Annotated in this window: 18 protein-coding genes and 1 pseudogene; 12 read left to right on the top strand and 7 right to left on the bottom strand. The window is 67.3% G+C overall.

The window, feature by feature from the left end:
* Positions 1–47 precede the first annotated feature (47 nt).
* Positions 48–1,277 carry a nucleoside recognition domain-containing protein gene (locus ACM14_RS06940; protein WP_013802650.1) on the bottom strand — a complete coding sequence of 410 codons (1,230 nt, stop codon included), beginning with the start codon at positions 1,275–1,277 and terminating at the stop codon, positions 48–50.
* A 148-nt stretch (positions 1,278–1,425) separates the two neighbouring features.
* Here ACM14_RS06940 and ACM14_RS06945 point away from each other — a divergent pair, with 148 nt between their 5' ends.
* Positions 1,426–1,821, top strand: a complete 396-nt coding sequence (locus ACM14_RS06945; RefSeq protein ID WP_065345710.1) for a VOC family protein — start codon at positions 1,426–1,428, stop codon at positions 1,819–1,821.
* Between the two features lie 19 nt (positions 1,822–1,840).
* Here the strand turns inward: ACM14_RS06945 and tam are convergent, their stop codons facing one another.
* A complete protein-coding gene (gene tam, locus ACM14_RS06950) occupies positions 1,841–2,614 on the bottom strand; it encodes a trans-aconitate 2-methyltransferase (RefSeq protein WP_175403246.1) in 774 nt (257 codons plus the stop codon).
* Between the two features lie 107 nt (positions 2,615–2,721).
* Here tam and ACM14_RS06955 point away from each other — a divergent pair, with 107 nt between their 5' ends.
* On the top strand, positions 2,722–3,630 hold the full coding sequence (locus ACM14_RS06955; protein WP_193760945.1) for a LysR family transcriptional regulator: 909 nt from the start codon (positions 2,722–2,724) through the stop codon (positions 3,628–3,630).
* A gap of 9 nt (positions 3,631–3,639) precedes the next feature.
* On the opposite strand, the gene ACM14_RS06960 is transcribed toward ACM14_RS06955, so the two are convergent.
* The gene (locus tag ACM14_RS06960; protein ID WP_013802646.1) at positions 3,640–4,557 is read right to left on the bottom strand and encodes a LysR family transcriptional regulator; all 918 of its coding nucleotides are present in this window, start codon (positions 4,555–4,557) and stop codon (positions 3,640–3,642) included.
* A gap of 75 nt (positions 4,558–4,632) precedes the next feature.
* Between ACM14_RS06960 and ACM14_RS06965 the strand changes: the two genes are divergently transcribed.
* From ACM14_RS06965 to ACM14_RS06985, 5 genes are all read left to right on the top strand, one after another.
* The gene (locus ACM14_RS06965; RefSeq protein ID WP_065345712.1) at positions 4,633–5,502 is read left to right on the top strand and encodes a CoA ester lyase; all 870 of its coding nucleotides are present in this window, start codon (positions 4,633–4,635) and stop codon (positions 5,500–5,502) included.
* 81 nt (positions 5,503–5,583) lie between these two features.
* Positions 5,584–6,588, top strand: coding sequence for a tripartite tricarboxylate transporter substrate binding protein (locus tag ACM14_RS06970; RefSeq protein WP_065345713.1), 1,005 nt, complete (start codon positions 5,584–5,586; stop codon positions 6,586–6,588).
* Between the two features lie 58 nt (positions 6,589–6,646).
* On the top strand, positions 6,647–7,810 hold the full coding sequence (locus tag ACM14_RS06975) for a CoA transferase (protein WP_065345714.1): 1,164 nt from the start codon (positions 6,647–6,649) through the stop codon (positions 7,808–7,810).
* Positions 7,810–8,655 carry an amidohydrolase gene (locus tag ACM14_RS06980; RefSeq protein WP_065345715.1) on the top strand — a complete coding sequence of 282 codons (846 nt, stop codon included), beginning with the start codon at positions 7,810–7,812 and terminating at the stop codon, positions 8,653–8,655. Before ACM14_RS06975 ends, ACM14_RS06980 begins: the two co-directional genes overlap by 1 nt.
* 62 nt (positions 8,656–8,717) lie before the next feature.
* Positions 8,718–9,710, top strand: coding sequence for a tripartite tricarboxylate transporter substrate binding protein (locus ACM14_RS06985; protein WP_016446879.1), 993 nt, complete (start codon positions 8,718–8,720; stop codon positions 9,708–9,710).
* A 20-nt stretch (positions 9,711–9,730) separates the two neighbouring features.
* On the opposite strand, the pseudogene ACM14_RS32725 reads toward ACM14_RS06985, so the two are convergent.
* A pseudogene (locus ACM14_RS32725) lies at positions 9,731–9,871 on the bottom strand (PQQ-dependent sugar dehydrogenase); the annotation flags it as partial.
* Positions 9,872–10,163: 292 nt separating this feature from the next.
* Here ACM14_RS32725 and ACM14_RS06995 point away from each other — a divergent pair.
* Positions 10,164–10,865 carry a YebC/PmpR family DNA-binding transcriptional regulator gene (locus ACM14_RS06995; RefSeq protein ID WP_012205353.1) on the top strand — a complete coding sequence of 234 codons (702 nt, stop codon included), beginning with the start codon at positions 10,164–10,166 and terminating at the stop codon, positions 10,863–10,865.
* 72 nt (positions 10,866–10,937) lie between these two features.
* Here the strand turns inward: ACM14_RS06995 and upp are convergent, their stop codons facing one another.
* The 3 genes from upp to ACM14_RS07010 form a co-directional block, all read right to left on the bottom strand.
* On the bottom strand, positions 10,938–11,567 hold the full coding sequence (gene upp, locus ACM14_RS07000) for a uracil phosphoribosyltransferase (RefSeq protein ID WP_012205354.1): 630 nt from the start codon (positions 11,565–11,567) through the stop codon (positions 10,938–10,940).
* Positions 11,568–11,623: 56 nt separating this feature from the next.
* Positions 11,624–12,601, bottom strand: a complete 978-nt coding sequence (locus ACM14_RS07005; protein ID WP_034398468.1) for a threo-3-hydroxy-L-aspartate ammonia-lyase — start codon at positions 12,599–12,601, stop codon at positions 11,624–11,626.
* 147 nt (positions 12,602–12,748) lie between these two features.
* Positions 12,749–14,275, bottom strand: coding sequence for a helicase HerA-like domain-containing protein (locus ACM14_RS07010; RefSeq protein WP_065345717.1), 1,527 nt, complete (start codon positions 14,273–14,275; stop codon positions 12,749–12,751).
* Between the two features lie 78 nt (positions 14,276–14,353).
* Here ACM14_RS07010 and ACM14_RS07015 point away from each other — a divergent pair, with 78 nt between their 5' ends.
* The 4 genes from ACM14_RS07015 (at position 14,354) to rsfS (ending at position 18,367) form a co-directional block, all read left to right on the top strand.
* Entirely contained in the window at positions 14,354–15,073 is a 720-nt protein-coding gene (locus ACM14_RS07015; protein WP_012205357.1) for a YebC/PmpR family DNA-binding transcriptional regulator, read from the top strand.
* Entirely contained in the window at positions 15,070–16,353 is a 1,284-nt protein-coding gene (gene purD, locus ACM14_RS07020; protein ID WP_012205358.1) for a phosphoribosylamine--glycine ligase, read from the top strand. The genes ACM14_RS07015 and purD overlap by 4 nt, the downstream gene beginning before the upstream one ends.
* A gap of 4 nt (positions 16,354–16,357) precedes the next feature.
* On the top strand, positions 16,358–17,347 hold the full coding sequence (hemF, locus tag ACM14_RS07025) for an oxygen-dependent coproporphyrinogen oxidase (RefSeq protein WP_065345718.1): 990 nt from the start codon (positions 16,358–16,360) through the stop codon (positions 17,345–17,347).
* A 249-nt stretch (positions 17,348–17,596) separates the two neighbouring features.
* Positions 17,597–18,367: a ribosome silencing factor gene (gene rsfS, locus ACM14_RS07030; RefSeq protein ID WP_065345719.1), complete on the top strand. Its 771-nt coding sequence runs from the start codon at positions 17,597–17,599 to the stop codon at positions 18,365–18,367.
* Positions 18,368–18,378: the final 11 nt, after the last annotated feature.

An 18,378-nucleotide genomic window follows, 5' to 3' on the forward strand; every position in this document is an offset into this window, starting at 1 on the left:
CCTTTCTTGTCGAATCTCGTTGAGATGATATGCAATACGCTGTGCTGTCAGCCAAAGAACTTGTAGCAGACCACGATGGCCGCCACCACGCCGGCCAGTTCGGCGATGAGGGCGCAGGGCACGGCGTGGCGGGCGCGCTGTATGCCCACGGCGCCGAAGTAGACGGCCAGGACGTAGAAGGTGGTTTCGGTGCTGCCCTGGATGGTGGCGGCCACCAGGGCGGCGAAGCTGTCCACGCCCTGGGTCTGCATGGTTTCGATCAGCATGGCGCGCGCCGCGCTGCCCGAGAAGGGTTTGACCAGGGCCGTGGGCAGGGCGTCCACGAAGCGGGCGTCCATGCCCAGGGCATCGACCACCCAGCGTATGCCCGACAGCGCGTACTCCAGCGCACCCGATGCGCGGAACACGCCCACGGCGCAGAGCATGGCCACCAGGTAGGGCAGCAGGCCCTTGGCCACGTCAAAGCCTTCCTTGGCGCCTTCGATGAAGCTGTCGTAGACCGCGACCTTGCGCCAGGCGCCCAGGCTGACGAACAGCACGATCAGGGCAAACAGCGTCAGGTTGCCCAGCAGCGATGACAGCTGCGCCAGCGCGGTCGCCGACAGCGTGGCCAGAAAGGCCATGAAGCCCGCCAGCGCCAGGCCCAGCGGCAGCAGATAGCCCAGCACCACGGGGCTCCACAGCGGCAGCCGCTGCACGGCGGCCACGGCCAGCAGGCCGACCAGGGTCGAGGCCGAGGTGGCCAGCAAGATCGGCAGAAAGACCAGGGTGGGATCGGGCGCACCCTGCTGCATGCGGTACATGAAGATGGTCACGGGCAGCAAGGTCAGCGACGACGCATTGAGCACCAGGAACAGGATCTGCGCATTGGTGGCGGTGTCGGGCCGGGGATTGAGCTCCTGCAGCGAGCGCATGGCCTTCAGGCCCATGGGCGTGGCCGCGTTGTCCAGTCCCAGCCCGTTGGCCGCGAAGTTCAGCGTGATCAGGCCCAGGGCCGGATGGCCGCGCGGCACCTCGGGCATGAGCCTGGCGAACAACGGGCCCAGCACGCGCGCCAGCCACTCGACCACGCCGGCCTTCTCTGCGATGCGCAGAAAGCCCAGCCACAGCGTCAGCGTGCCGAACAGCAGCACCATGACCTCGACCGACAGCCTGGCCATGGCAAACAGCGCCTGCACCATGGCCGAGAAAATCCCGGCCTGGCCGCCGACCAGCCATTGCGCCAGCGCAGCCACGGCCGCCACCAGAAAAAAGCCCAGCCACAAGGCATTCAGCATGGATTCCCGTCCCTCACGAGGCAATTGCAAGCCGCCATTGTGGGGCCAGCCGCAGGGCTTAAGGGCCAGGGCGGCAGGGCATTGACAGGGCTCCGTTATCCTCGCGGCCCCGTGGTCCGAGGACCGCACCATTGCTGCAAAGGATTCCATGCCCCAGGTGATAGGACAGGTGAGCGTCGCCGTGCGCGACTACGACGAGGCGCTGCGCTTTTATGTGGGCGCGCTGGGTTTCGTGCTGATCGAGGACACCGCCCTGTCCGAGGGCAAGCGCTGGGTCACCGTGGCCCCCGGTGGCGGCGGTGTTCGCCTGCTGCTGGCCCGCGCCACGAATGAGGAACAGGACGCGCGCGTGGGCAACCAGACCGGCGGGCGCGTGTTCCTGTTCCTGCAGACCGACGACTGCCTGCGCGACTTCGAGGCCTACCGCTCGCGCGGCGTGCGCTTTGTGCAGGACCCCCAGCGCAAGCCCCACGGCACCGTGGCCGTGTTCGAAGACCTCTACGGCAATCTGTGGGATCTCATCGAGCCGCATCCGGCGCGTTGAGGGCCGAAGGCGCGCTGCTTCAACGGCTGGCCACGATGAACAGCCTGGGGAAGGGCAGCAGCACCGTGCCATCGTCCAGCGCGGGGTAGGCCTGGGAGATGGCCTGCAGATACGCTGCGTAGAAGCCGGCCTTTTGCTCCTCGTCCAGCGGCGCGACGAAAGGACGCAGCGCCGAACCCTTGAACCACTCAACCACCGCAGCATGGCCGCCCGCCAGCGGATGGAAGTAGGTGGTGCGCCAGACATCGACGTTGCTGCAGTGCGGGCGAAGCAGGGCGTAGTAGAAGTCCGCGCTGTGACGTGCGGGGTGGTGCACATCGCCAATCGTGGCAGCCCAGGGGCCGCTGGCGGCCACTTCGCGCGCCAGCCGGTGGGCCGGTTCTTCCAGGTTGTCCGGCGTCTGCACGGCCAAGCTGCCACCGGGTGCCAGGTGGCTGACAAGGCGCGGGTAGAGCTGCTGGTGGTCGGGCAGCCACTGCAGCGAGGCATTGGCCAGGATCACGTCCTGTGGCTGGTCGGGCTGCCAGGTGGCGATGTCGGCCAGGGAGAAGGCCGTGCCCGGCAGCCGCTTGCGTGCGGCATCCAGCATGTCCTCGGAATTGTCCAGTCCCGTCACGGTGGCCCCGGGAAAGCGCTGGGCCAGGACCTCGGTGGAGTTGCCCGGGCCGCAGCCCAGGTCCACGGCCAGCCGCACGGCGCGGTCAGGCAGATCGGGAATGGCGGCCACCAGGTCGCGCACGGGGCGCGTGCGTTCCTGCTCGAACGTTGTGTACTGCTTTGCGGACCAGGTCATCGTGTTGCCTTTCAGGTAGGTGTGTTTGTGGGGCGCGAGCGTAAATCCGTCCATCCATGATTGCAAATGCCACAATTGAAGTCTTCCCATACCTTGAAAGTATTGATGTGCCCGAGCTTCGCCAACTGCGCGCCTTTGTCGCCATCGCCGAGGAAGGCCACATCACGCGTGCGGCCGAGCGCCTGGGCATGCAGCAGCCGCCGCTGACGCGATTGCTGCAGGGCCTGGAGCACGAATTGGGCGTGGAGCTGGTGCAGCGCCTGCCGCGCGGCGTGCGGCCCACGGCGGCGGGGCTGGCGCTGCTGGAAGAGTCCAAGGCGCTGCTGGAGCGCTGTGACGTGCTGGCCGAGGTGGTGCGCCGTGCCGCCCGGGGCGAGACGGGCCGGCTGGCCGTGGGCTTCACCAGCTCTGCCGCGCTGCATCCCTTTGTCCCGGGCGTGCTGCGCATGTTCCGCCAGCAGGTGCCCGGCGTGGCCGTGGCGCTGGAGGAAGCGGGCACGGGTGAACTCATGGATGCATTGCTGCACGAGCGGCTGGACGCGGCCTTTGTGCGCTCGCCCCTGCATGGCAGCCAGGGGCTGCAGGCCGTGCCGATTCTGGAAGAGCCCATGCTGCTGGCCCTGCCGGCAGGGCATGCGCTGGCACGCCCATTGCGCCGGCCCGTGCCTTTGCCGCAGCTCGCCTCGGAGGATTTCGTGCTGTACCGGCGCAGGGTAGGGCAGGGCCTGTACGACGCCATTCTCAAGGCCTGCCTGGAGGCGGGCTTCAGCCCGCGCGTGGTGCAGGAGGCGCCGCGCATGACGGCCACGCTGAGCCTGGTCTCGGCAGGGCTGGGGCTGTCCATCGTGCCGGCCTCCATGCAGCGCCTGCGCAGCGACGGCATTGTCTACCGTGCGCTGTCCCAGTGCCCCGGGTTGGCCGCACCCCTGCATCTGGCCACGCGCGTGGGCGATGCGTCGGCCGTGCTGCGCAGGTTCCAGGACCTGGTTGCCACGGCGGCCGTGGCAGAGTCCTGAAGGTGCGGACTATGGTGTCCTGGTTGCTGCACGTGCGGCAGCGCGCGGGCCGCCGCGCTGCTTGACCACGGTGCGTGCGCAGTCCACCAGCCTGTGGATCAGCGGCAACCGTGCCGACGAGCGCAGCCACATCACGCCAAAGCGCCGTGACTGCGATTCCTCGGGCAGGGCCAGGCGCACCACGCCCTGGCCATCGGGCAGGTTCAGTGCCGTGTCGGGCACCAGCGAAACGCCCAGGCCGCGCTCCACCATCATGGCAATGGCCACCAGCGAGCTCAGTTCAAAGCGTTCCTGCGGCGCGATCTGCGCGGCGCGCAGGTAGCGCTCCACCATTTGCCCACCGCCCAGGCTGCGGTCATAGCGGATCAGCGGCTGGGTGCGCAGCAGCGTGTGCGGGTCCAGGTGCGCCAGCTGGTGCGGCACCAGCAGCACCAGCGGCTCCTCGCGCAGCAGTGTCCAGTCGAAGGTCTTGGCCAGGGCGAAGGAGGGGTGCAGGCAGACAGCGGCATCCAGCTCGCCCTGCTGCACGGCCTGGTACAGCTCGCGCGTGGTGGCCGAGCGCAGGAAGACCTTGGTCTGCGGGCACTTCTTCACAAAGCCCGCCAGGATGTCGGGCAGCAGGCTGTGCAGGGCCGTGTTGATGGTGCCTATCACCAGCTCGCCGTCGGCGCCCTCATGGTTGACATGGGTCTTGGCGTTGGCCAGCTCGCGCAGCAGCAGCGGGGCCGATTGCGACAGCCGGTGGCCGGCTGGGGTGGGCAGCACGGTGCGGCCTGCGCGGGCCAGCAGGGGGGCGTCGAACTCGCGCTCCAGGATGCGGATCTGCTGGGCCACGGCGGCGGCCGTGATGTTCAGGCGCCGCGCGGCCTCGGCCATGGAGCCCGTCTCGACCACGAGCAGGAAGCTGTGCAGGTAGCTGGTTTCCATAAACAAAGAATTTGTGTGGTTTGAACAAATATTACCTGTGTTTCTCTTGGCTTTCTGCCGCCCACAATGCGGTGCATGAGAAGCAAACTGTTTGTTCCCGCATCGCGTCCCGAGCTGTTCGCCAAGGCCCTGGCCGTCGAAGCCGACGCACTGTCCTTCGACCTGGAGGACGCGGTGGCCGAGGCCCGCAAGGACGAGGCGCGCGGCCTGCTGCGCAGCTTCCTGCTCAGCCCTGAAAGCCGGGGCCATGGCAAGACGCTGATCGTGCGCGTCAACGCCATGGATACGCCGCATTTCGGCGCCGACATCGCCGAGATGGTGCGCGACGGCGTGCACCTCATCAACCTGCCCAAGCCCGAGACCGTGCAGCAGGTGCGCGAGGCCGCACAGCGCATTGCCGAGGCGGCAGATGCCAACGGCGTGGCCCAGGCGCCTGGCCTGCTGCTCAACATCGAAACACCCCGCGCCCTGCGCTGCGCTGCCGAACTGGCTAGCGCCCATGCCAGCGTGGCCGGCCTGCAGATGGGTCTGGGCGATCTGTTCGAGCCCTTTGGCGTGAACCGGCGTGAGCCCGCCGCCATTGCCCAGGCGCTGTTTGCCGTGCGCATGGCCGCCGCCGAGGCCGGCGTCTACGCCTACGACGGCGCCTTTGCCGACATCCGCGACAGCGAGGGCTTCAGCGCCGAGGCCCGCCTGTCGCGCGGCCTGGGCTTTCTGGGCAAAACCTGCATACACCCCAGCCAGATCGCTCTGGCCAATGCGGTCTACCAGCCGACCGAGCAGGAAATCGGGCACGCCCTGAAGGTGGTGGAGGCGGCCCGACAGGCAGATGCCAACGCCCTGGGCGCCTATGTGGTGGACGGAAAGATGGTGGACAAGCCCTTTGTGCTGCGCGCCCAGGCCATCGTGGCTGCGGCGCATGCACAGGGGCTGCTGGCGGCCTGAACGGGCGGCCGGCAATCCGGTGCCCCGGCATCCCGCATGCCGGGCATCCCCATGACAAGAAACAGTACAGGAGACAAAGACATGCGCATTTCCCATTGCCGCGCGCGGCGCAGGCTGGTGGCGCTGGCCGCCGCCACAACGGTGGCCACGCTGGCCGGGCTGGCTTCGCCGGGATTGATGGCGCAGGGCGCCTTCCCGTCCAAGGCCATCACCATGGTGGTTCCCTATCCGCCGGGAGGCTCCAACGATGTGTTCGCACGCCAGGTGGCCAAGGAAATGGGCGATCTGCTCAAGCAGACCGTGATCGTGGACAACCGGCCCGGCGCCAGCGGCAACACCGGCACGGCCTCGGTAGCCAAGGCGGCGGCGGACGGCTACACGCTGGTGGCGGTCTCGTCCAGCATGACCACGAATGCTGCGGTACAGGCCAAGATGCCCTTCGACCCCGTCAAGGACCTGGCGCCCGTGGCCATGTTTGCCAAGGGCCCGCTGGTGGTGGCCGTGAACAACGAATTCCCGGCCAGGACGCCGCAGGATCTGGTGCGCGCCATCAAGGCCAGCCCGGGCCAGTTCAACTACGCCACCTCGGGCACCGGCAGCATCAACCACTTCGCGACCGAGATGATGCGCTCCATGGTGCCGGGCATGGACATCATGCATGTGCCCTACAAGGGCCAGGGTCCGGCCGTGACCGACGTGATCGGCAACCAGGTGCAGATGCTGGTCTCCAGCGGCCCGTCCATCCTGCCCATGGTGCGCAACGGCAAGCTGCGCGCTATCGGCATCACCAGTCTCAAGCCCAGCCCCATTGCGCCGGACCTGACTCCCATGGCAACGGCCATCCCGGGCTACGAATTCGATCTGTGGTGGGGGCTGCTGGCGCCTGCGGGCACGCCCGCCGACATCGTGGACCGCCTCAACCAGGCCGTGAACCAGGTGCTGGCCAAGCCGACCATCCAGGCCAGCTTCCTGCGCGAAGGCGCCATTGCCAACCCCGTGACGCCGCAGCAGTTCGCACAAGTGATCCGCAGCGACGTGGCGCGCTGGAAGCAGCTCGCCAAGGACCGCAATATCCAGGCCGATTGAACCCGGCCTTTGGCGGGAGGTGCCCCAGGCCTTCCCGCTTCCCTATCAGGAGAAACGAATGAGTTTTGTGCCCGGTGAACGCCAGGGACCGAAAGGCCCGCTCAGCGGTGTGCGCGTGCTGGATCTGAGCGCCTATATCGCGGGGCCTTATGGCTGCTCGCTGCTGGCGGACCAGGGCGCCGAGGTGATCAAGGTCGAGCCGCCCGTGGGCGACAACCTGCGCAAGTACCCCTCCACGCTGGAGGCGGAAAGCCGCGCCTTCCTGGGCGTGAACCGCAGCAAGTGGGGCATGGTGCTGGACCTGAAGGATGAGGCCGACCACGCCGTGCTGCTGCGCCTGGTGCGCGAGGCCGATGTGCTGGTCCACAACTTCCGCCCCGGCGTGCCCGAGCGGCTGGGCATCGGTTTTGCGCAACTGGCCGCCATCAACCCACGCCTCATCTATTGCAGCGTCACCGGCTATGGCAGCCGCGGGCCGCTCAAGGCCAAGGCGGGCTACGACCAGGTGCTGCAGACCATGACCGGCATGTGCGCCATGCAGGGCAAGGCAGGCGGGCCGCCCGAGATTCTCTACGGCTCCGTGGTGGACTACTACGCCTCGGCCCTGGTGGCGGGTGGTGTGTCGTCGGCGCTGTACGAGCGCGAGAAAAGCGGGCTGGGCCAGCATGTAGGCGTGTCCCTGCTGCGCGCGGCGCTGACCATGCAGTCCGCACGCATGGTCTGGGCCGAGGGCGAGCCGCGCGAGGTGGGGCGCGACATGCGCTCCGGCGGCATCACGGGCATCCACCCGACGCGCGAAGGATATCTCTACATTTCGGCCAACACCGCGCATTTCTGGGCGGCGCTATGCCGCAAGCTGGATCTGCCCGAGGTGGCCAGCGACGAGCGCTACGACTCCGTGCGCAAGCGCGCCCAGCACCGCGACGTGCTGGTGCCCCTGCTGCGCCAGGCGCTGGCGGGGCGCAGCGCACTGGAATGGGAAGCCTTGTTCGGCGAGGAAGTGCCCTGCGCGGCGGCCCGCACGGTGGAAGACATGTTCGACGACCCGCAGGTGCAGGCCGAGGGCATGGTCACCCGTTTCGAGCACCCGACCCTGGGCAGCTACCGGGGCTTTGCCGGCGCCGTCGAATTCGACCGCACGCCCGGCCCACCGGCCTTTGCAGCGCCCACGCTGGGCCAGCATACCGAGGCGCTGAAGGCCGCCGCACAAGAGGGCTGCTGATGCAGGCACTGCCCGCTGGCGCCTGCGACGCCCATCTGCATGTCTTCGATCCGCGCTTTGGTACGCGTTCTGATACGCGCTTTGATACGCGTTTTGGTGCCCATGCCACGGCTGCCGACTATGCGCAGCTGCGCGGCGCCATGGGGCTGGAGCGCGCCGTCATCGTCCAGCCGCGTGCGCATGGCACGGACAACCAGGTCACGCTGAACGCCATCCAGTCGCTGGGCGCTGCAAGCACGCGCGGCATTGCCGTGGTGCACCCCGATATCACCGACGCACAGTTGCAGGCGCTGCATGACGGCGGCATTCGCGGCATCCGCTTTTCGCTGCACACCGAGCACGACGCAGCCGTGCGGCTGGACATGCTGGAGCCGTTGGCCGAGCGCATTGCCGCGCTGGGCTGGCATGTGCAGCTGCACTGGCTGGCCAGCCAGATCGAGGCCCATGCGGCGCTGCTGCAGCGGCTGCCATGCACTCTGGTGTTCGACCACATGGCGCGGCTCGCTGACAGTGCTGACGGCGCTGGCGTGCACCAGTCCGCCTTCGGTGTGGTCCGTGGGCTGGTGCAGCAGGGCAGGGCCTGGGTCAAGCTCTCGGGCCCGTATCTGAACAGCCGGGCGGGCCTGGCCGCAGGCTATGCCGACTGCGACGCGCTGGCGCAGGCCTGGGTGGCCGAGGCCCCGCAGCGCCTGGTCTGGGGCAGCGACTGGCCCCATGTCACCGAAGCTGCCCATCCGCCGCAGACCCCCATGCTGCTGGCGCTGTTGTCACGCTGGATTCCCGATGCGGCGCTGCGCGCCCGCGTGCTGGTGGACAACGCCGCCGAGCTGTACGGATTCGATTGAGGGCGCGGGGCACGCAAGCCTCGCAGCCAGGTTTTCACCATTGAGCAACAGGAGACAGAAACGTGAAGAAGATCAAGACACTGCGGCCCGCCATGACGGTGCTGGCCTTGGGGCTGGGCCTGGGACTGGGACTTTTCCAGGGCACGCTGCATGCGGCCGACTATCCGGCCGCTCAGGCCATCACGGTCGTCGTGCCGTTCTCGGCCGGCGGCGGTGCGGACAATGCGGCGCGCATCATCGCCAAGGCGCTGGGCGAGGTCTCGGGCCAGACCGTGGTGGTGGACAACAAGGCCGGCGCCAGCGGCGCCATTGGTGCCGCCCTCGTGGCGCGCGCCAAGGCCGATGGCTATACGGTGCTGTATGACGCATCGTCCTTCGCCATCAACCCCGCGTTGCGCAAGCTGCCCTATGACCCGGCCAAGGATTTCATTGCCGTGTCCCAGGCCATCAGCGTGCCCAACATTCTCGTGGCGGCGCCGTCCTCGCCCTACAACAGCCTGGCCGACTTCATGAATGCCGCGCGGCAAAAGCCCGGCAGGCTCACCTATGCCTCCTACGGTCCGGGCAGCCTGGCCCAGATGGCGACGGAACTGCTCAAGGCAGACGCCAAGTTCGATGCCGTCCACGTTCCCTACAAGGGCGGGGCGCCCGCCATCGTCGATGTCATGGGCGGCCAGGTCGATGTGTACTTTGCCAACGCGGCCTCCAGCATCAATTACGTCAAGGGCGGCAAGCTCAAGGCGCTGGCCGTGTCCTCGGCCAAGCGCATGCCGGACCTGCCCGACGTGCCCACGGTGGCGGAAAGCGGCATCAAGGGCTTCGAGGTCACGGAGTGGAACGGCTTCTTCCTGCCTGCGGGCACCGCGCCCGAGACCGTGCAGAAGCTGCAGGACCTGGTGCAAAAGGCACTGGCCTTGCCGGCCACGCGCGCCAGCCTGGAGAAGCTGGGCCTGACGCCCGTGGGCAGTTCCTCCGCCGCCTTCACGGGCTTCGTGGCGGCCGAGCGCAAGCGCTGGGATGCCGTGGTCAAGGCCAACGGCATCACCGTGCAGTGAGCCACCGCGCGTGACGGGGCTCAGGGCGGGGCGGTGACGTGCAGCAACTGCCCGCCCTGGGCGTCCGGCAGCAGGTAAAGCCAGCCGTCCTGTCCCTGGCGGACATCACGGATGCGCTGGCCCAGGCGCGTCAGCACCTGCTCGCTGCCCGTTACCTTGCCGGCCCACAGGGGGCAGGCCAGCCAGTGCCGGCGCGAGGCGCCCGTCACCGTGCACGATGCGCATGCGGCCCGGCCGACTGCGCTGTATCGCAGTCGGGCGGCTTTGATCTGGCAAACATCATGCACGACGCGGCCAGAGCCAGCGGCGCCCTGTCAACCACTGTGCAAAAAGCCCGCGCAGCCACTTGCGCGGGTGTATAAACAGCGCTCTTTCGGCGCCGGGCCGGGTCCCTGCGTGGGGCGGTCGGCGGCGCCTCCTACCCACCAGAGAATCCGCAAGGGAAAAGCAGCCATGGGCGCGCAATGGAAAGCAAAGGGCAAGGCGCTGGTCGCCGATGCCAAGGGAAAGCTGTTTGGCAAGCTGGCCAAGGAAATCATCGTCGCGGCGCGCGCCGGCGCCGATCCGGCAGGCAACTCGCGCCTGCGCATGGCCGTGGAAGCCGCCCGTAAGGCCTCCATGCCCAAGGACACGCTCGAGCGTGCGATCAAGAAGGGCTCGGGCGTGGGTGCCGATGCCGTCAACTACGAGCGCGTGGTCTATGAAGGCTACGGCCCCAACCGCGTGCCCGTGATGATCGAGTGCCTGACCGACAACGTGAACCGCACGGCGCCGAACATGCGCGTGTGCTTCCGCAAGGGCCAGATGACGGCCGTGGCCTGGGACTTCGACCATGTGGGCATGATCGAGGGCGAGCCCGAAGGCGGTGCCGATGCCGAGCTGGCCGCCATCGAGGCCGGCGCACAGGACTTCGAGCCCGGCGAGGAAGAGGGCACGACGCTGTTCATCACCGACCCGACGGACCTGGATACCGTGAGCAAGGCGCTGCCGGCCCAGGGCTTCAAGGTGCTGTCTGCCAAGCTGGGCTACAAGGCCAAGACGCCGGTCAGCATGGCCAGCCTGTCGGCCGAGCAGCAGGAGGAAGTGCAGGACTTCCTGGCCGGCATCGAGAACGATGATGACGTGCAGCACGTCTACGCGGGCCTGGTGGATTGATCCCGCTGCCCCTCGCTCCCCAGCAAAAAAGCCGCACAATGTGCGGCTTTTTTGTGGGTGCGTGCACCAGGCCTACTTGGTGCCGAAGATGCGGTCGCCCGCGTCGCCCAGGCCCGGCAGGATGTAGCCGTGGGCGTCCAGCTGGCGGTCCACGGCGGCCGTGTAGATGTCCACGTCGGGATGGGCCTTTTGCATGGTGGCCACGCCTTCGGGCGCAGCCAGCAGGCACATGAACTTGATGGACTTCGGGTTCAGCTGCTTCAGGCGCGCCACGGCGGCGGCGGCCGAATTGCCCGTGGCCAGCATGGGATCGACGACCAGCACATCGCGCTCTTCCATCTCGGAAGGCATCTTGAAGTAATACTCGACGGGCTGCAGCGTCTCGGGGTCGCGGTACAGGCCGATGTGGCCGATGCGCGCGCCGGGCACGACGTTGAGCATGCCGTCGAGGAAACCGTTGCCGGCGCGCAGGATGGACACCAGCACCAGCTTCTTGCCGTCGATGACCTTGCCGGTCATGGTCTCCAGCGGGGTTTCGATCTCGATGTCCTGCAGCGGCATGTCGCGCGTGATCTCGTAGGCCATCAGCGTGGACAGCTCGCCCAGCATGCGGCGAAAGCTGTTGGTGCTGGCTTCCTTGCGGCGCATCAGCGTGAGCTTGTGTTGGACCAGCGGGTGGTCGATCAGGTGCAGAGTACTCATGGTTTTCTTCTGGAAAAAAGGGGCGCTGGCATTTGCGGCCGGCGCCAGGGGGCGGTTCAGTCGTGCAGAAAGCGTGCGTAGCGCGCCAGGTCCACATTGCCGCCGCTGATCAGAATGCCCACGCGCGCGCCCGACAGCGCAACCCCGCCATGCAGGGCGCCCGCCAGCGAGAGCGCTCCCGTGGGTTCGACCACGATTTTCTTGCGTTCCGCGTAAAAGCGCATAGCCTGCACCAGATGCTCGTCCGCCACGGCCAGGATATCTTCCACATGCTCGCGGATGATGGCGAATGTGATATCGCCGATGGACTGGGTCTGGGCGCCGTCGGCAATGGTGTGGGGCGTGGGGATCTGCACGATCTGGCCTGCGCGCAGCGACTGGCGGGCATCGTCGCCGGCCTGGGGCTCGACGCCGTAGACCTTGCAGCGCGGCGCCAGTTGCCCGGCCGCCAGCAGGCTGCCCGACAGCAGGCCGCCGCCGCCCAGGCAGACGAACAGGTAGTCCAGGTCGGGCACCTCTTCGAACAGTTCCTTGGCTGCCGTGCCCTGGCCGGCGATCACGTCGCGGTGGTTGAACGGCGGGATCAGCGTCATGCCGCGCTCGTCGGCCAGGCGGCGGGAGATGGCCTCGCGGTCCTCGGTGAAGCGGTCATAGGTCACCACCTGGGCGCCGTAGGAGCGCGTGGCTGCCATCTTGGAGGCGGGGGCATCCTCGGGCATGACGATGAGCGCGGGCATGTCCAGCATCTGCGCGGCCAGGGCGACGGCCTGGGCATGGTTGCCCGAGGAGAAGGCCAGTGCGCCGCGCTTGCGCTGCTCGGGCGTGAACTGCGACAGCGCGTTGTAGGCGCCGCGTATCTTGAAGGCGCCCGTGCGCTGCAGGTTCTCGCACTTGAAGAACAGCTGGGCGCCCAGCAGCTCGTCGGCGGTGCGGCTGCGCAGTATGGGTGTGCGGTGGGCCACGCCTTCCAGCCGGCGAGCGGCGGCGGCGACATCGTCATAGGTGGGCAGCGAGGGAGGGCTGTTCGTCGTCATGGCGTGCGGTTCCGCAAAGTGGATGGAGGCGCTTTCGATCATAGCCGCATGCGCGGGCTTTCAGAGCCCTGAAATGCGCCAGCCGTTGCATGGCAACGGCTGGGTGCTATGGTGTTTGATGCGGCGCAGTGCCGGTGCGTCAGTGCTTCAGCGCTTCTTGTTGCCGAGGATGCCGCCGAGCACGCCGCGCAGGATCTCCTTGCCCAGCGAATTGCCCATGGTGCGCATGGTGGACTTGGCCATGGTCTGCACCAGGCCGTCGTGCTTGCCGCCGCGCGGGCCCGTGGTGCCGAACAGCAGGTCCTTGAGCCCGTCCATCATGGCGCCCCCTTCGGTCGCCGCAGGCGTGGCACCGGCCGGGCCCGTGCCGGTTGGCGCTGCGCCGTCGCCGGCCGCTGCCGTGCGGCCGCGCAGCACCTCGTAGGCCGACTCGCGGTCCACCGCCTTTTCATAGACGCCGGCCACCAGCGACTGTGCCAGCAGGGTCTTGCGCTGCTCCTCGTTGATGGGGCCGATCTGGCTGCCGGGCGGGATCACGTAGGCACGCTCGGTGATGCCGGGGCGTCCCTTGTCGTCGAGGAAGCTCACCAGGGCCTCGCCCACGGCCAGCTCGGTGATGGCGGCCTCGATATCCAGGCCGGGCTTGGGCCGCATGGTGGTGGCCGTGGCCTTGACGGCCTTCTGGTCGCGCGGCGTGAAGGCGCGCAGCGCATGCTGCACGCGGTTGCCCAGCTGGGCCAGCACGGTGTCGGGCACGTCCATTGGGTTTTGCGTGACGAAATACACGCCCACGCCCTTGGAGCGCACCAGGCGCACCACCAGCTCGATGCGTTCGAGCAGCACCTTGGGCGCGTCGTTGAACAGCAGGTGGGCCTCGTCGAAGAAGAAGACCAGCTTGGGCTTGTCGGGGTCGCCGATCTCGGGCAGGCGCTCGAACAGCTCGGACAGCATCCACAGCAGGAAGGTGGAGTACAGGCGCGGCGAATTCATCAGCTTCTCGGCGGCCAGGATGTTGACCACGCCCTTGCCGCCGGCATCGGTCTGCATCAGGTCGTTGATGTCGAGCATGGGCTCGCCAAAGAATTTGTCACCGCCCTGCGACTCGATGGCGACCAGCCCGCGCTGTATGGCGCCCACGCTGGCCGCGCTGATGTTGCCGTACTCGGTGGTGAACTGCTTGGCGTTGTCGCCCACATGCTGGAGCATGGCGCGCAGGTCCTTGAGGTCCAGCAGCAGCAGGCCGTTGTCGTCGGCAATCTTGAAGACCAGGTTGAGCACGCCCATCTGCGTGTCGTTCAGGGCCAGCATGCGGCCGATCAGCAGCGGACCCATGTCCGAGACCGTGGCGCGCACCGGGTGGCCCAGCTCGCCGAACACGTCCCACAGCGTGGTGGGGCAGGCCAGGGGCTGGGGAGTCTCGATGCCGCGCTCCTGCAGGGAGGCGGCCATCTTGGCGCCCGTGCTGCCAGCCTGGCTGATGCCGGAAAGGTCTCCCTTGATGTCGGCCATGAACACCGGCACGCCGATCTCGGAGAATCCCTCGGCCATTTTCTGCAGCGTCACGGTCTTGCCGGTGCCGGTGGCGCCCGTGATCAGGCCATGTCGATTGGCCAGTGCGGGCAGCAGCAGGCATTCTGTGGCAGAGTGGCGGGCGATCAGAAGTGGAGCGGCCATTTCGGGTTTCCTCGGGGGAGCATGCGGTCAAAAGTAAAATCCCAGCCGCAAGGTTAAATCAATATCAAAGGACAGCCTGTGGCAGGACACAGTAAATGGGCCAATATCCAGCACCGCAAAGGCCGCCAGGACGAAAAGCGCGGCAAGGTCTGGACTCGCATCATCCGTGAAATCATGGTGGCGGCACGCACGGGAGGGGGCGATCTCAGCGCCAACCCGCGCCTGCGCCTGGCGGTGGAAAAGGCCAAGGCGGCCAACATGCCGGCCGACAACATCAAGCGCAACATCGACAAGGCCACGGGCAACCTCGAAGGCGTGACCTACGAGGAAATCCGCTACGAAGGCTACGGCATTGGCGGCGCGGCCATCATCGTGGACACCATGACCGACAATCGCGTGCGCACTGTGGCGGATGTGCGTCACGCCTTCAGCAAGTACGGTGGCAACATGGGCACGGAGGGTTCCGTGTCCTTCCAGTTCAAGCATGTCGGACAACTGATCTTCGCTCCCGGAAGCGACGAGGACCAGATCATGGAAGTGGCTCTGGAGGCCGGCGCCGAGGACGTGATCACCGATGACGAGGGAGCCATCGAGGTGCTGACCGCACCCGCAGAGTTCGAAACCGTGCGCGACGCGCTGCAGGCCAAGGGCCTGACGCCGGAGGTGGCTGAAGTCACCATGCGCCCGGAAAACACCATCGCCCTGCAAGGCGATGACGCAGCCCGCATGCAAAAGCTGCTGGACATGATCGAAGACCTGGATGACGTACAGGACGTCTACCACAACGCTGAACTATGAAAATTCTTGTGATTGGTGGCGGAGGCCGCGAGCACGCCCTGGCGTGGAAACTGGCTGAATCGCCGAAATCGACCAAGGTCTATGTGGCCCCCGGCAACGGTGGCACGGGCCTGGCCGGCGGCAAGGTGGAAAACCTCAACATCACCGACCCGCAGGCGCTGCGCGAGTGGGCGCAGGCCGAGAAGGTCGCGCTGACCGTGGTCGGCCCCGAGGCTCCACTGGCTGCCGGCGTGGTCGATGAGTTCCGCGCCCACGGCCTGCGCATCTTCGGCCCCTCCAAGGCGGCCGCCCAGCTGGAAAGCTCCAAGGCCTTCTCCAAGGACTTCATGGCGCGCCACGGCATCCCCACGGCGCTCTATGAAACCTTCACCGACCCGGTGGCGGCCCATGCCTACGTGGACCGCCTGGGTGCGCCCATCGTGGTCAAGGCCGACGGCCTGGCCGCAGGCAAGGGCGTGGTCGTTGCGACAACGCTGCAGGAAGCCCACGACGCCGTGGACTTCATGCTCGTGGACAACAAGTACGGCGTGGCCCACAACGACGGCGGCGCCCGCGTGGTGATCGAGGAATTCCTCGCCGGCGAGGAAGCCAGCTTCATCGTGCTGTGCGACGGCAAGAACGTCCTGGCCCTGGCAACCAGCCAGGACCACAAGCGCCTGAAGGACGGCGACCAGGGCCCGAACACGGGCGGCATGGGCGCCTACTCGCCCGCGCCCGTGGTCACGGCCGACGTGCATGCCCGCGCCATGCGCGAGATCATCCTGCCGACCATCCGCGGCATGGAAAAGGACGGCATTCCCTACACCGGCTTCCTCTATGCGGGCCTGATGATCGACGCGTCCGGCCATCCCAAGACGCTGGAGTTCAACTGCCGCATGGGCGACCCCGAGACCCAGCCCATCATGATGCGCCTCAAGAGCGATCTGGTGGACGTCATGCTGGCGGCCACCGATGCCAAGCTCGACCAGGTCGAGCTGCAATGGGACCGCCGCACGGCGCTGGGCGTGGTCATGGCTGCGGCCGGCTACCCCGAGGACCCGCGCAAGGGCGATGCCATCAGCGGGCTGCCGCAGGACGCCGCCGATGCCATGGTCTTCCATGCCGGCACCCAGCTCAAGGACGGCGTGCCCGTCACCAGTGGTGGCCGCGTGCTGTGCGTCACCGTGCTGGCCGACAGCGTCAAGCAGGCCCAGCAAAAGGTCTATGACGTGGCGCGCGGCATCCATTTCGATGGTGCCCAGTACCGCCGCGACATCGGCTTCCGTGCTGTGAAGAACTGAGTCCATGGCAGAGCAATCGACCGGGCAGGCGCTGCCCGTGGCCCAGGTGCGCGAGTACCTGACGGGCCTGCAGGCCCGCATCACGCAGGCGCTGGAGCAGGTGGAAGGCGAGGGCGGTGCACGCTTTCTGTCCGACGCCTGGAGCAAGGGCCCCGGCGAGCGCCTGCAGGGCGATGGCATCACCCGCATCATGGAGGGCGGCCGCGTGTTCGAGCGCGCGGGCTGCGGCTTCTCGCATGTGCGCGGGCCGCAGCTGCCGCCCTCGGCCACGCAGCACCGGCCTGAACTGGCGGGTGCGCCGTTCGAGGCCATGGGCGTGTCCCTGGTCTTCCATCCGCGCAATCCTTTTGTGCCTACGGTACACATGAATGTGCGAATGATTGCGGCCGGCTTAGGTGCGGCCGGCTCAGGCGCGGCCGGCTCAGGTGCGGAAGGGCATCCGGGCAACGAGCCCACCTGCTGGTTCGGCGGCGGCATGGACCTGACACCGGTTTACGGCTTCGAGGAAGATGCACGGCACTTTCACCGCGTCTGCCGCGATGCGCTGGCGCCTTTTGGCGACACGCTCTACCCGCGTTTCAAGACCTGGTGCGACGAGTACTTCTGCCTGAAGCACCGCAACGAGCAGCGCGGCATCGGCGGCATCTTCTTCGACGACTTCTCTGAGCTGGGCCAGGCGCGCAGCTTCGACATGCTGCGTTCGGTGGGAGATTCCTTTCTGGAGTCCTACCTGCCCATCGTCGAGCGCCGCCAGGCCATGGACTACGGGCAGCAGCAGGTCGATTTCCAGCGCTACCGCCGCGGCCGCTACGTGGAGTTCAACCTGGTCTGGGACCGGGGAACGCACTTCGGCCTGCAGTCCGGCGGGCGCACGGAATCCATCTTGCTGTCCATGCCCCCGCATGCGAGCTGGAGCTACCAGCGCGAGGACGCGCCCGGCACGCCCGAGCGCGCGCTGCTGGAGCAATTCCTGGTGCGCCGCGACTGGCTTTGAGTTCCATTGCCGCCATCTCCGGCCGCGTGGCGAAATCCGCGCGTGCAAGGGAATAGGCGGCAAAACTATAATTTCAATAGCTTGAGGCGCAGCGTTGGCTGCGTTCTCCACTTTCTTCGGCGCGAAATCTTCCGGCGATCTGTGGGCGAACTCCATGCATTTTGGAGCGCCGCTACAGCCAAGCCCTCTACGGGCCGCACGGCGCTCGCGCTATATTGATCCCATTTCTATTCCACTGATCACCGCCTGATGACCACTTCCACCAAATCGGATTCCGCAGCCAAGCGCGACGTGACCAAGCTGCAACGCGCCATTGTTGACGGCCTCGAAAACGTCAAGGCCCAAGACATCCAGGTCTTCAATACCGAAAAGCTCTCGCCGCTGTTCGAGCGCGTGATCGTGGCTGCGGGCACCTCCAACCGCCAGACCAAGGCGCTGGCCTCCAGCGTGCGCGACGCCGTCAAGCAGGCCGGTTTTCCCGTGCCACGCCAGGAAGGCGAAGAAAACGGCGAGTGGATCATCGTGGACTGCGGCCAGGCCGTGGTCCATGTGATGCAGCCAGCCATCCGCCAGTACTACCGCCTGGAAGAGATCTGGGGCGAGACGCCTGTGCGCCTGAAGCTGGGTGCTCCCAAGCCCACGCGCTCGGCCGCCACCGACAAGGCCGAGGAAAAGGCCAAGAAGGCCGCTTCCAAGAAGGCTGCTGCAACGGCCGCCAAGCCTGCTGCCAAGAAGGCCGCTTCTGCCGCTGCACCTGCTGCAGGCAAGAAGCCCGCTGCCAAGAAGGCAGCTCCTGCCAAGGCCGCTGCACCCCGTTCCGCGGCTGCCAAGCCGGCTGCTGCAAAGTCGGCCGCTCCCAAGTCCGCCGCCGTGAAGTCGGCCGCCGCCAAGGCGCCGGCCCGCAAGACGGCAGCGCCCAAGGCCATCAAGACCGTGGTGGTCAACCGCGCTCCCGCCAAGCCCAAGGCAGGTGCTGCTGCAAAGCCGGCCGCCAAGCGCGCTCCCCGCGCGAAGGCCTGAACGGTTCGGGA

This window comes from Delftia sp. JD2, assembly GCF_001682645.1.
In the GTDB taxonomy this organism is placed as follows: Bacteria; Pseudomonadota; Gammaproteobacteria; order Burkholderiales; family Burkholderiaceae_C; genus Comamonas; species Comamonas acidovorans.